This is a genomic window from Syntrophaceticus schinkii, assembly GCF_000946815.1.
GTDB lineage: Bacteria > Bacillota > DSM-12270 > Thermacetogeniales > Thermacetogeniaceae > Syntrophaceticus > Syntrophaceticus schinkii.
This window is the reverse complement of sequence record NZ_CDRZ01000266.1, coordinates 1-13,463: the sequence shown is the minus strand read 5'-3', so window position 1 is coordinate 13,463 and position 13,463 is coordinate 1. Positions and strand designations below refer to the sequence as shown.

Annotated in this window: 13 protein-coding genes; all 13 read right to left on the bottom strand. The window is 50.6% G+C overall.

The genetic code is table 11. The features are described from left to right. Nucleotides 1-10: 10 nt before the first annotated feature. The 13 genes from SSCH_RS12745 to mazG all read right to left on the bottom strand — a co-directional run bounded on the left by SSCH_RS12745 (nucleotide 11) and on the right by mazG (nucleotide 13,377). Complete coding sequence (locus SSCH_RS12745; RefSeq protein ID WP_044665787.1) at nucleotides 11-658, bottom strand: class I SAM-dependent methyltransferase; 648 nt, start codon at nucleotides 656-658, stop codon at nucleotides 11-13. A 392-nt stretch (nucleotides 659-1,050) separates the two neighbouring features. Beyond that, a complete protein-coding gene (locus SSCH_RS12740; RefSeq protein ID WP_052835641.1) occupies nucleotides 1,051-1,581 on the bottom strand; it encodes a divergent PAP2 family protein in 531 nt (176 codons plus the stop codon). Nucleotides 1,582-1,942: 361 nt separating this feature from the next. Next, nucleotides 1,943-3,274, bottom strand: coding sequence for a UDP-N-acetylglucosamine 1-carboxyvinyltransferase (murA, locus tag SSCH_RS12735; protein ID WP_084711175.1), 1,332 nt, complete (start codon nucleotides 3,272-3,274; stop codon nucleotides 1,943-1,945). Nucleotides 3,275-3,433: 159 nt separating this feature from the next. Next, nucleotides 3,434-4,267, bottom strand: a complete 834-nt coding sequence (locus SSCH_RS12730; RefSeq protein ID WP_052835640.1) for a peptidase MA family metallohydrolase — start codon at nucleotides 4,265-4,267, stop codon at nucleotides 3,434-3,436. A gap of 781 nt (nucleotides 4,268-5,048) precedes the next feature. Continuing rightward, a complete protein-coding gene (locus tag SSCH_RS12725; RefSeq protein WP_198142461.1) occupies nucleotides 5,049-5,702 on the bottom strand; it encodes a tetratricopeptide repeat protein in 654 nt (217 codons plus the stop codon). A gap of 122 nt (nucleotides 5,703-5,824) precedes the next feature. Then, nucleotides 5,825-7,252 carry a M23 family metallopeptidase gene (locus SSCH_RS12720; protein ID WP_156972280.1) on the bottom strand — a complete coding sequence of 476 codons (1,428 nt, stop codon included), beginning with the start codon at nucleotides 7,250-7,252 and terminating at the stop codon, nucleotides 5,825-5,827. Nucleotides 7,253-7,663: 411 nt separating this feature from the next. Beyond that, nucleotides 7,664-9,061 (bottom strand): thioether cross-link-forming SCIFF peptide maturase, encoded by a 1,398-nt coding sequence (scfB, locus tag SSCH_RS12715; RefSeq protein WP_052835638.1) that lies wholly within the window; start codon nucleotides 9,059-9,061, stop codon nucleotides 7,664-7,666. Beyond that, a complete protein-coding gene (scfA, locus tag SSCH_RS17745) occupies nucleotides 9,040-9,195 on the bottom strand; it encodes a six-cysteine ranthipeptide SCIFF (RefSeq protein ID WP_084711172.1) in 156 nt (51 codons plus the stop codon). The genes scfB and scfA overlap by 22 nt, the downstream gene beginning before the upstream one ends. A 117-nt stretch (nucleotides 9,196-9,312) precedes the next feature. After that, the gene (locus SSCH_RS12710) at nucleotides 9,313-10,281 is read right to left on the bottom strand and encodes an LCP family protein (protein ID WP_052835637.1); all 969 of its coding nucleotides are present in this window, start codon (nucleotides 10,279-10,281) and stop codon (nucleotides 9,313-9,315) included. 424 nt (nucleotides 10,282-10,705) lie between these two features. After that, nucleotides 10,706-11,659, bottom strand: coding sequence for a SpoIID/LytB domain-containing protein (locus SSCH_RS12705; RefSeq protein WP_044665785.1), 954 nt, complete (start codon nucleotides 11,657-11,659; stop codon nucleotides 10,706-10,708). Between the two features lie 111 nt (nucleotides 11,660-11,770). Beyond that, entirely contained in the window at nucleotides 11,771-12,151 is a 381-nt protein-coding gene (locus SSCH_RS12700; RefSeq protein WP_232294467.1) for an RNA-binding S4 domain-containing protein, read from the bottom strand. An 84-nt stretch (nucleotides 12,152-12,235) separates the two neighbouring features. Beyond that, on the bottom strand, nucleotides 12,236-12,508 hold the full coding sequence (locus tag SSCH_RS12695) for an HU family DNA-binding protein (protein ID WP_044665784.1): 273 nt from the start codon (nucleotides 12,506-12,508) through the stop codon (nucleotides 12,236-12,238). A 143-nt stretch (nucleotides 12,509-12,651) separates the two neighbouring features. Continuing rightward, the gene (gene mazG, locus SSCH_RS12690) at nucleotides 12,652-13,377 is read right to left on the bottom strand and encodes a nucleoside triphosphate pyrophosphohydrolase (RefSeq protein WP_332306940.1); all 726 of its coding nucleotides are present in this window, start codon (nucleotides 13,375-13,377) and stop codon (nucleotides 12,652-12,654) included. Nucleotides 13,378-13,463 lie beyond the last annotated feature (86 nt).

Here is a 13,463-nt window from a genome sequence, read left to right as displayed (position 1 = left end):
AGAGAAGAAGTTATTCAGCAACCTGTTTTTGGTGGTGGATATCGATTCCAAGATAGAATTCAGGAACACCGGGCTCCTGCACAGAAACTAACAGTACTGACTTTTCTTCCTGCAAACCCAAAGATTCGATCAGACCATCCAGAAATTCTTTGGTAACAGGGCGGGAGGGATGGGCAAAAAGCAGGTTTCCTCCTGGTGCCAGGTTGCGCTCCAGGATCCCGGCAACATAAGGGTTTAGACTTGGGTTATAGAGCACATCAGAGCCGATGATCCAGTCAAACTTCTGTTCAACTTCAAAATATCGCCAATCCGCCAGCAGGTATGCAGCCCCTCTAATACCGTTGAGAGCAGCATTCCTGGCGATAATCTCCAGGGATTCATCCTTGTAATCGGAAAAGGTGACGAGTCCACCCTTAAGGGCAGCCACCAGCCCTGGAAGACCCAGACCGGCACCCAGTTCTAAAACTGTTTCCCCCCGGAAATCGATCTTTTCCCAGATGTGCTGCGCCAAACCCCGAGCAGCCGGCCAGAGTTCTGCCCAATACGGAATCTGATCATCATCCTCCGGGTCAGTTACCAGGTCCTCAACATTGGCGACAACCTCTAATACAAGGTCTAACCCCGGCAGGGGGAACTTTAGTTCTCTGGTTGTAATCACTTGGATCCCCTCCTTTTTGGTGGTTGGTGGTTGGTGGTTGGTGGTTAGTGGTTAGTGGTTAGTGGTTAGTCGTTAGTCGTTAGTCGTTAGTCGTTAGTCGTTAGTCGTTAGTCGTTAGTCGTTAGTCGTTAGTCGTTAGAAAAAAAATTGTGTCGTCTAAATAGTGGGCCGCAAGAACTGTCCGCTGATCCGCAGTAGTTCCCGTGTTCCTCATACCTCCAACTTCTGGTCTCAGGCTTCTGCTTTTCAGGTTAGTCATTGGTCGTTAGTGGCTGGAACAGCAAAAAGATTATTTATCGTCAAAAGGGTATGCTGCAAGATTGTCCGCTGAACCGCTGTAGTTCCCATGTCCCTCAGACATCCGACTTCCGGTTTCCGGCCTCCACTTCAGGTTAGATGCGGACGACCAGCAGGGCGCAGAGAACTCCGCAAAGAACACCGATTGACGCCTCCAGGGGAGTATGTCCCATCTTTTCTCCCAGGTGTGGGATCTGCTGCGCCCTATCCCGCACCAGTTCCCTGAGGATGCGGGAGTGCTCCCCCACCATTCTCCTTAAGGTGAAGGCATCGTAAATAACAATGCTTCCCAGTACAGCGCTGATCTGAAAAACCGGAGAGCTCCATCCATAATCCAGGCCGAGGGCAGTGGCCAGGGCAGCTGCAACAGCAGAATGTGAGCTGGGCATCCCTCCACACTGAAAAAAGCTGCGCCAGGCGATCCCGCTCCCTGTCTTATAGGTAAAGGGCTTCATTCCCTGGGCACAACAGACACTCAAAATCCCAGAAAGTATACAGCGATCCTGTGACAGGAGAGGCAGAAAACGCAAACCCCCCCACAGAAGAACGGCGGTCACAGTTATCATACAAAAGAGGCGGCTCCTGGCCATTCCGATTATTCTAGAAATAACAGTTGTTTCCGTCATCCTTTTGCGTACATCCTTTCCACCTTTAGGGGACGGTTCTATGTCACCCCTCTGTCACCTTTAACACTCTCTTATGATATTACATAAAGCGGCATGGGTGTCTCCCCTGAAAACAGAGGTCTGATGCCGGAAGTCGGAGGTATCCAAGAACTGCTTCGCTCTGGTACCGCTACATTACCGATCATGGCACTGTTTTTATCCTCTGCTGGTTGCCATGAAGCGGCATTGGCGTCTACCCTGAAACGTCTACCCTGAAAACAGATGTCGGAGGTCAGACATAGTTACAATAACAGTAAATCCTAAGGATTGTCATCCTTGCTGTTGCCGCTGCAGAGGAACCGCTCCGGTTTATGTGTTCTTTTTAGAAGCCGGTCTGACCGGCCGTGTTATTTTCATTTTCCGGTGCTGCCAGAGCAGTGCGCAGTTCTACACCATCACCCTCTTCAGTTAAACCCCTTATATTTGCTCCAAGTGAGCTGAATTTGCCTACAACTCTTTCATATCCGCGGGTGATCAGTTCAGCACTGCAGATTTCAGTTTCACCCTGTGCAGCAAGGCCGGCCAGGAGCAGGGAAACCCCTGCACGCAGATCAGGTGCCTTAACCTGGGCACCGGAAAGCTCTTTACCCCCTTCGATAACAGCTGTATGCCCCTTGACCTGTATCTTTGCTCCCATGCGCTTCAATTCATCAGCAACCTGGAAGCGGTTTTCAAAGACATTTTCCACAATCAGGCTGGTTCCTTTAGCTAAAGCCAGCAGTACCATCATCGGTGACTGCAAATCCGTGGGAAATCCCGGATAGGGCAGTGTTTTGATATCAGTGGCAACAATCTCCCCTGTCCTTTTCACATAAATCTTGTCCTCATTGGGCTCCACAGTGAGTCCTACATCCTGCAGTTTGGCTATGACAGGCTGCAGATGCTTGACGATGACATTCTCTACAGTCACCTCTCCACCTGTCACACCTGCAGCGATCATATAGGTCCCGGCCTCAACTCGATCAGGAATCACACTGAACCTGGTGCCTTTGAACTTTGTTACCCCATCTATGATGATCAGATCAGTACCCGCTCCCCGCACCCTGCCTCCCATGGCATTCAAAAAGTTTGCCAGGTCGACTATTTCCGGCTCTTTGGCAGCATTCTCGATCACTGTGGTGCCCGGTGCCCCGGCGGCAGCCATCATAATGTTTTCCGTGGCGCCTACACTGGGAAAGTCCAGGTAGATGCTGCAGCCCTTCAGCTTCCCGGGACGCGCCTCAATATACCCATGTTCCAATGAGACATCGAAGCCCAGCATACTTAGGCCCTTCAGGTGCAGGTCCATAGGGCGTGACCCGATATTACAGCCACCGGGCAAGGGTATTTTAATACTGCCTTTTCTAGCAGCCATGGCACCTAAAAAGAGGTTGGATGCCCGAATTTTTTTGGCCATATTATAAGGAATATCCGAATTCAAACTCCCGTGCCATTTCAGGTGCAGGGTATTACTGCCTTCCCAGGAAACTTGACCACCTAGAGCACGCACGATCTCCATCTGTGTTTTGACATCAGCAATCCTCGGAACATTATCCAGATAAACCTCTTCCCCGCTGATTGCACTGGCAGCTATCAGAACCAAAGAAGAGTTTTTTGCCCCGGCTACCCGGACGCGTCCGCGCAGTGGTGTTCCACCCTGAATAATTAGCTTCATGAACATTTCCCCCATATAATTAATGAACTCTTGTGTGATGATTAATTGGTAATTTCAATACTCATTGTGTATAGATCTCTTTTCCGTATCTGTATTCTCTTAAGAGATGGATATTCCTCTCTTTCCTTTATAGATATTTTACAGCAATAAGTGGTTATTTTATACTCTGCCCTGATATTCCTTTAGAAAATTCTGGATGCCAATCCCCAGCGTCTTATTGAAGGCTCTGTCCACTGTCTCCCCCCTGCCCAATTCCTCCAGCAAAAGGGGGACACAGTCGGCGCCATAGTTGCGGATTAAAAATGACACCAAGTCTTCTGACACCGCATAGCAGCAGTCCTGCCACTGTGGGTCATCAAACTTCTTGTCCAAATCTGTAAGAGATGCTTCTAGTAATGCAGGCTGCTCCGCCTGGACAGCCTCCTTGGCCACAACATTGACAAGCTGTTTTTCTCCATACTGCGCCAGCCCTTCGGTGAGCCAGCGCGGGTAATTTCCCCGGGTTTTATAGTCCACCAGTAGGTGGATATACTCATGAGCAATGGGTCCCTGCTGGCGGAAGGCATCCTCTTTTGCAGCACCATCCAGCTCACCTAGCCAGTCATCAGGTGAAAGCAGCCTGATCACCCCGGCCCAGTAAACACCCATGGCCCCCATATCACTTCCCCAACCGAATACCCTATTCAAAGAAGCCCTATCCCCGTATATGGCTACTGGAACCTTCTTCTCCGGGAAATAGCCATAGTATTCCCCCAGGGAACTATAACAGCACTCCATTTCCTGCATAGCTAATGCGGCGTTCCTTTCGTCACCATCCTGGTATTTTATAACAAAGTGATCCCCCTCTATTGTACCCCAGTTACGGGTCTCCCAGAAAAAGAGCACCTGGTAAGCAGACCGCAGAACTCCGGAACCGATAACAAAAATCGGTTCCGGCGGGATCAGCATCGCAAACAGACAAATAATAATTACAACAGCTATCAGGCGCTCCATCCTCCGGTTCATCCTCTCTGAACCCATTATACCTGAAGAAAACAGCCCATAGGTAAGTAAAATTTGGTGATTGGTGTGAGACGCGGAGACGCGGTGTGAGACGCGGGCGGGGGGGGACGCGGGGACGGTTCTCGCGTCTCACTCGCGTCTCACCGGGAGATGCATGCAGGGGGGACGGTTCCTGGTGCATTTCTGAGACGCAGTGAGACACGGGGGACTGTTGCCGGCGCGTGCAAGGGGAACTGTCCCCGGTGCACGTTCATGGTCATCTGGTCCGCTTGTGGTGGGAGGAGACGCGGGCGAGACGCGGGGACGGTTCTCGCGTCTCACTCGCGTCTCACCGGGAGATGTGAGACGAAAGAACCGTCTGCTGATCAACAGTAATTACCTGTGTCACCCAGACTTCTGACTTCCGGTCTCTGACTTCCGTTTTTCACTCAGACTTCCGACTTCCGGTCTCTGACTTCCGCTTTTCAGGTATTCAGGGCAAAGTAGACACGAAGACGGCTCTTTCGTCTCACAAGGGAGATGTGAGACGAAAGAGCCGTCCGCTGATCAACAGTAATTGCCTGGTCACCCAGGCTTCCGACTTCCGCTTTTCAGGCATCCGACTTCTGTTTTTCTAGTTGGCCGTGTCACTCAGACTTCCAACTTCCGGTCTCCGACTTCTATTTTTCCGGCTTCCGCTTTTTTCACTTCGAATTCTGACTTCCGGCATCTGACTTCCGCTTTTTAGACTTCTGACTTCCGGCATCACTTCTGCTTTTCCGGCTTCCGCTTTTCACTCCGACTTCTGTTTTTCTAGTTCCTCGATATGAGACTTGGCAAACTCCTTGGTCATCTGGTCTGCTTGTGGAGAAGATGAAACACTCTCCCAAGCCTTGATAGCACCATCCCAGTCCTCTTTGTTTTCCAGCAGTGACGCCATTTGAGCCCAGGCATATAAATTATCAGGCTCCTCTTGGAGGATCTTTTGCAGTTCGCCCTGTGCTTGATCATCATCCTGCAGCACCTGATAGGCACTGGCTAACTCCAGGCGCAATTGTAAATCATCCTGCTGTTCCAGCGCTTTCCGGTACAGTTCCGCTGCCCGCTGAAAGGCTTCCTGTGCCTGGTCACCTTTATTTTCTTGTAGATAAAGCTCCCCTAACTTCATTTCCACCCGCGCATATCCGGTCAGAACAGCCAGGTCATCAGGTTTGCCAGCCAGCAGGCCCTCAAACTGCTTTCGTAAGGCCTCCTGATTTTCTATTTCTGTTGCATTTATCCCATTTGTCTCTTCCCCGGAAGAGGAAGAATCGGGCTTTAGCTGCTCAGCTCCGGAGCCCACATACCAGGCAAGTGAAGTTCCCAACAGGCCGAGAGCGATCATCCCTACCAGGACATAAAGTGCCACCCGAGCAAAGGCATTTTGTTTTCGAAAAAATCCAGCCACAGCTTTCGCCTCCCAAAAGATTATAACACACAAAATGGAACCTGCCATCTAGAAATAAATAACCCACCACACTCTCATATCTGTGGTGGGTATTATAGGCTTTTCGTGTACTTGTTGTACTTCTAACGCAGGTAGTTCAGCGGATTCCTTGTGGACCCGTTGACGATCACCTCAAAATGGAGATGGGGGCCTGAGGCTCTCCCGGTTGTTCCGACACGACCGATTAACTGCCCGCTCCCTACACTCTGCCCGGAACTTACATTGATCTGAGAAAGGTGGGCGTAGCGAGTAACCAATCCACTGCCATGATCGATCAGCACACACTTCCCGTAGTTTCCCTGCCACCCGGCTGACACAACACGCCCTTCGGCAACGGCAACCACTCCTGCACCGTAACCCGCACCGATGTCAAGCCCCGAATGAAATTCGCCACCACGGGGTCCATACCTGGAAGTGATCGTGCCACCCACAGGCCAACGCAGTGTTCCACTACCTCCTGATCCCCTGCTGGCTACGGTAACTACGGTTTTAGTGCCCTTTGCTACAACCTTGGCCTCCGGTGTCTTTACCACCTGGCGCTCAACTTCACTGCGTTCTACTACCCGCTGATTCTGCCGCACCAGACGATAAACCACCTGTGCCTCACCATTTTCCCCGTCTTTAACAACTTTTGTCTTGCCCCGATTGAGGTTTGAATCCAACTTCGTTTCGACCTCAAAAGGAATAACCTCGCTTGTGGCCAGGGTGCTTGTGACAGTGATATTAAGCAGGGGTTCAACAGAGACGAGCTTCAACTCCTGACCAGGCTTCAGATCCTCTGATAGTTGTGGGTTGGCCTGGTAAAGGTCATCTACGCGCATATCGTTTCGGCGTGCGATTCCCCACAGATTATCTCCCTCTTGGACAATATAAGTTTTATCCTGGGACTGCCCACCCAGCAATAATTGGAGAGCCTCATCAACAGGTATGATATCCCTTACTGCAACCTGCCGATTCTGAAAGGAAACCTCCTCTTGAAAATCCACCTTCTCAATTTTCTCCTGGCTGTCCTCAGGCAGCATCGCCTTCTGATAAGACTGGAGGAGTTGCTCCCCCTCTGCTCGGGAAGCTAAAGCCATCACCGGCTTGCCGTCAATACACATATCCACACCCTTGACCAACCAGGGCAGTTCTTTCAGAGCAGACTCATAGTAGATAGCAGGCTTCATGCTGCTTCTGGGCACCATACAGGTCTTATAATGCAGGGTACCAGGGAGAAAAACATCCTGCCCGATGAACTGTTCCAGCTCCTGCTCTAAGCCGGACATCACCATCTCTCCCTCTTGCTGGGTTTCTACAATACCAATTCTCTCCCCATTATAATAAGCGACACAAGCCGCCTGGTTTTGACTCAGGTAGACATTCACCCCGATCAGAACAAACAGGGTAACAACCGTAGTACAAAAATAAGGGCTTTTCCAAAAGTTGCGGTTAAAGCCCCTTTTACCTGTACGCAGATCCCTGGCCAGACCGCAGAGAGCGGTCCTGGCATGCAACAGATCCTCTTTCATCCAGATCAGTCGTTCTTCACACCATACTGCCGTATGATGGGGTAATTTACGGAGGGATGGTAAGAATGATTGGTACTGTCGCTGTGTCCAGGATTTTATAGCACACTTTCCTTTAGTGAAAAGTTGGCACCCGGAAGAAAATAAAAAAGAGTGTTCTTTATCTTGCGCTTCCACATTTCCTCTCCTAACTGTGAGCTGAATTTACGCCTTAACACTGTGTACTGCGATCCCTTGAATAGGCGCTGTCCGCCCATTTACCATTTTTTAGTGCACGGCGTGACTCTTTTATCCGAAACAAATTAGTGATTCTACACTCACATGAAAAATCCTTCTTTCACTCAAAAAATCCTTCTTTATCTATGAGAGTAAAAATGTTGACAAGAAGTTGAATATATCTTATGCAAAAAGCACCTAACAGGTGCTTTTTTCCTCTTCAATATTTTCCTTTATAGCTAAATAATACAGTGCCCCTTGCAGGCGTGCCCGCATGATGGCACAGGCAATTGGAGCAGGATGCAAGAGGTCGCCCCCATTTAAGACTGCCTGGGAGTGACACCCTCCACCACATAGAAAGCGTGCCCAGCAGGAAGAACACTCTTTCTTTCTAAAGATATGTGCTTCCTGTAATTTTTCACGGAGCTGCGGTGCGGTTATTCCCCTGAAGACATCACCCATCAGGTATTCCTGGTGGCCCACAAGCTGGTGGCAGGGGTAAATCTCCCCGGCCGGTGTGACCGCCAGGTACTGGTAGCCGGCACCACACCCTGTCAGGCGCTTGGCAACACAAGGGCCCCCTGAGAGATCAAGAGCATAATGGTAAAAGGAAACAGCACGCCCCTGGCGTTCCTGCTCCCGCAGAGTCCGTGCCAGCCGGTAGTATTCGGCCTGCAGTTCCGGCAGGTCCTCCTCCCGCAGGGCATAAGAGGCGTTATCGGGAGCGACAACCGGCTCCAGGGAAACGCTTTCCGCTCCCAGGTCAGCCAGATAGAGAACGTCTTTGGTGAAGTCCAGGTTGTTCCTGGTATAAGTACCCCTGACATAATACTCGGGAGCTGCTCCGGCCTTTAAAAACTCCCGGATGCGCCTGGCAACGATCCCAGAGGTACCCCCTCCGCGGGTAGTCACCCGGTAGGCGTCATGCACACTCGGCCTTCCATCACAGCTCAACACAAAACTAAAATCATACTCTTTGAAAAAAGCAAGCTCCTTTTCTCCTAGCAACAGGGTATTTGTAGTTACAGTAAACTTCCATTTTTTCTGCGCCCCGTGCCGCAGGGCATACTCCACTGCAAACCTAATCCCCTCGAAATTCAGCAGGGGTTCTCCCCCGAAAAAATCCACAGTAAGGAACTGATATGGTGTTTCTTGAAGGAGTAAATCCAGGGCAGCCATGATGGTTTCCCTGGACATGATTTTTTCCTGGTGGCGAACACTTTCCGGCACAAAGCAATATCTGCAAGACAGGTTGCATTCATGGGCGATATTCAAACAGAGAGCCTTGAGCCCCAGTTCCTTCCCAGGCACATAATGAGGCCACTCCTCACCCTGTGAAAAGAAAAGCCCTGTTGCAGACAAATCTTTTAGTTCTGAAAATGCCCCGTCAACTTCCTTCCCATCGAACATCCGGGTTGCATATAAGCGGGCATCTTCCCAGTCACCACATTCCAGGTAGTTCATCACCAACTGCCAGGCCACCTCATCCAGGTTATAAAGAGAACCGCTGTTCACATCAAAGGCCAAAAAAAGGCCATCAGCCTCGAAAAGGTGGACCCGGGACCTGAGATCGTCTATTTCTCGTTGAGGCCGCAAGCCTGATTCCCCACAGTACAGGATGTTTTACAGGCAGACTGGCAGGATACCTGGCATTCCCCACAGCCCTTTTCCAACCGCGGCTTTCTTAAAGTCCCTTTAACCACAGTCTTTACATGCTTCTGTTCCTTCATTTCTCCAACCTCCCCTAAACTTTTATGCATGCTCATTATATTTTATACCCTTTTTATGACCAGTGTAAAGCGTGACGCGGGGACTGGACCAGCCAAAGTGACCGTCCCCGCGGCTGGTCATTGAGCTGGGGGAGGTGTTCCTTCATATAGTGCCTTCACCAGAGGCTCGATCTGGGCGGTGTGCGGTATCCAATAGCTTACCCCGTTGATGTACTGGGGTCTGCCTGGCAGGATGTAAGATTCCATCTGGGAACTGTCCACAGATTTGAAGACTCCTCCCAGTTCGATCAACTGGGCTGTGCTCAGGTTGGTATCCACTGCACTACTAAGTTCCCCGACCAGTAAAGGCAGTTTCCAAATGTTGCGCAGGCGCATGGCCTCATCTGCCACAGCCATCAAAAAGATCTGCTGGTGTTTGATGCGCTCGATATCTGCCATCGGATAGCCCCTGTAGCGGACAAACTCCAATGCCTTTTCTCCCTTCAGGCGCTGTGTACCGGGAGGAACCTTGATCCCTTTGCTGACTTCCTCATCCACCGGCACGGTAATGCCCCCCAGGGTATCAACGATCTTGACAAAGCCCTGGAAGTCAGTGGCCAGATAGTATTTGATCTCTCTGTCCAGCAAGAGACCCACAGCCTCCATGGCTGCCTCTGGCCCACCGTAGGCATAGGCGGCATTGATCTTGTCCTTCTTGCCATGAACCGGCACATCTGTATAGGTATCCCTTGGTATAGATAACAGACTGACCTTTTTATCCTTGGTGTCCAGGAAGGCAAGAATAATAGTATCCGACCTCCCCGGTCCCTCTCTTGTTTCCCGATCAACCCCCAGGAGAAGTACAGGTACTGTTTTTTCGGAATCCTTATCTTCAGGAACCAGGTCATGGGTGAGAAGCCCTAAATAACCAAGAGCTATTACAGCAGCAAGTATAAGGATAATCAAGATGACAACTGCACACCCACACCCGCACCCACATCCCATACCACGACGAGGTTTTTTACGCGGTGGCTCCGTTTGGGACTCAGGACGCAGAATGTTCACTGCCTTCCATTCCCTGGTCTCTTCCATATCTCCGAAATCCAAATTTCTCCCCTGCCTTCCCCCAACTATTATTCGACTTTCTTTTTCGGCATGGCAATGCTAAATCCCTGCCTAATGAGAGGTGGAAGATGCAAGGGGGACGGTTCCTGGTGCATTTCTGCAAGAGATGCATGATCCATGTCAGAAGCCGGAGGTAAATGGACTGCGAAAAGCGTCCCCGCGTCTCAGATCCCGAGAGATGAGACGCGGGAAGCGTCCTCTTGATCCAGCCTGTGATGAGGTGTGGGAAACAGAAGGTCCTCCAACTATCTTTAAGCAATAAAGCGAGTTTGGCAATAGCAGATGTCGGAAGCCAGAGGTCGGAAGAGGGATTCCTGTTGCCCGCAAATGCACTGCAAGAAGCATCCGTGATTGTCTCTCGACCGACCTACAATAAAGCAATAAAGCAAGCCTGGCCCCGGTACCATCAGCGCCAGATTTTGTCAATGGTGACATCTCTAAAGTAGTGGTGAATAATATCTGTGTGGGATTTGCCTTGTTTGGCCATGTAGTGGGCTCCCCACTGGCTCATGCCTACCCCGTGGCCGTAACCGCGCCCAGACATATGCAGCATGCCGCCCTTTACCTCGAAGCTGTCCAGAAGGGTGGAACGCATCCGTTCGGGGCCAAGGCCCAAACGCAGGGCGGGTCCACTGATTTTTACGTTCCCCAGGCGCACTGTCTCTGCCCGCCCTGAGGGCCCCTTTTTGACAATAGCGGCACTGGCGATTGCTCCTGGATCCTTACCCGATTGCTGTAGCACAGCAGCCCGCACCTCCTCTGGAGTAAAAGATGCCTTCCAGGTCTTGTCTTCGGGTTTGGCCACTTTTTGACCGGGATCCGATACACTCTGGATGTAGGGTGTCTTTTCCTTTTTAAAAGCCAGGCCTTCTAACGCTGTTGCGGTTTTTCCCCCAGCATTGGAATGAAACCACGCCCGGATATACCTTCCCTGGTACTTGATCACCTTACCCCGGGTCTTTTTGACCGCCTCTCGCACCGCGGGTGTGATGCGTGACGGATCATAGGCCTGGAATTCCTCTGTGCTGGTGGAGGCGTCTGCCCCATGTTTAGGCACTCCCTTCTCATACTTGATCTTGTGAAGGGTAAAGGTGCGTGCCAGTATAGACTGGGCAGCTAAAGCCTCTATCGGCCAGGATGGCTCCATCTCTGCGGCCACTACCCCGGCAATGTACTGCTCAAACTTGATCCTCTTTTTTTGGCCGGTGTCATTATCGTAGAGTGTTATTTCCGGTTCCCGGTATTTGTAATCACTTTTAGGCAGCGGTTTTTCTGCCGGTCCCCTGCACCCAACAGGCACTGCTAAAAACATAAAAGCAGCTGCCAGTCCCAGGATACATAAAAGGGGTATTCGTCTCATAGAAATTCCCTCCCTATTTCATATGTGGTCTTAGTATGAACGGGAGGGAATTCTAGTATACTTTTATAGGCCAGTATAAGCCAGCAAATAGGCTAAAGGATCGGCAATCACTTATCGAGACGAACCAGTACTTTCCTCCAGAACTTGATAAAGGGTTGTTGCCTGGGCTGCGGGAATATTTCGTTCAGGAACCAGCAGCACTTCTACCTGAGTTACCCTTCTCCCCCAGGTCAGGTGAATCCTATCGCCCTCTTTAACCTCACTGCCTGGCTTTGCTATCCTTCCGTTGAGCTGGACACGCCCGGCCAGACATGCTTCCTTTGCACTGGCACGCCTTTTTATAAGACGACTTACCTGTAAAAACTTGTCGAGTCGCACTTCCTCTTCTCCTTTCCATTTACCCGAACTGATCATCCAAATGGAATCTCTGGTGCCCGGGTGCTGATGAACAGCATCAGGGAAGGCTGACAGGGAGGTGCTGCTGTGGACCAAAATAAATTAAGCCTGTATCATTGCAGCCGTGAGCGCTCCACAGGCTGTCGCTCTTTCCTTTTTACAACAGGAAGAAAAAGATGGTCAGCTAACCGCACCTTTGAGTGCCTTGCCGGCACGGAAAGCCGGTACCCGGGTAGCTGCTATCTGTATTTCTTCTCCGGTCTGGGGATTGCGGCCGGTACGGGCAGCTCTTTCCCTTACCTCAAATGTACCGAAGCCAACCAACTGCACTTTGTCACCATTGGCAAGCGCTTCCTCAATAGCCGCAAAAACTGCGCTTACAGCCTTTTCTGCATCCTTCTTTGGCATACCCGCCTTTTCTGCGACACTGCCGATCAGTTCCGCCTTGTTCAAAAAAGATCACTCCTTACATGTAATTTCTGGTTCGGCTACCTAATTCGCCAGAATCCTTGAAAGTCCTGCTTCTTCAATGCTTTTTATCAAAATTTTTTTTTTATTGGCCTTCTATTTCCAGGGATTTGGCCTCCTCCCAGAGATTATCCAGCTGAGAAAGCGACATCTCCGCCAACTTTAAACCCAGCTGTTGTGCTTTTCTCTCCATTAAAACAAAACCTTTTCGTAAATTTATCTGCCGCCGCTCGCAGGGTCTCTTCGGCATCGAACTTCAGCAAGCGGCATGTGTTTACAGCGGCAAAGAAAAAATCCCCCAGTTCCCGCTGCAGTTCCTCCTGATCCCCCTTTTCCCATGCTGATTTGACTTCTTCCCATTCCTCCTCCACCTTGAGAGCTGCCCCTGCCGCTTCCGGCCAGTCGAATCCTATTATGGCTGCTTTTGACTGAACCTTCTGTGCCCTCTGCAGTGCCGGCAGATACCTGGGAACTCCTGCGAGCAAGGATTTGAGTTCTCCTTCCTGACCTTCCTTTTGTTTGATAGCTTCCCAGTTTTCCAAAACTTCCGCAGCATTCTCCACAGTGACTTCCCCGAAAACATGGGGATGGCGGTTAATCATCTTTTTCGTGATACCGGAGACCACCTCTGTCATAGTGAACTTGCCGGCTCGCTCCGCCAGTGCTGTATGAAAGACGATTTGTAATAATAAGTCTCCCAATTCTTCACATAGTTTATACATATCCCCTTCATCTATGGCATCTAGCACCTCATATGTTTCTTCGATCAGGTATTTTTTCAGTGTCTGGTGTGTCTGCTGGCGGTCCCAGGGACAGCCCTCAGGAGATAGAAGGGTGTCCATTACCTTGACCAGGGGATCAACGCTGTTTAAAGGGTGTACGGCTCTTCCCCTGATAACATCCCCACTTAAGCACTACCATCCCATAAACCGATCAACAC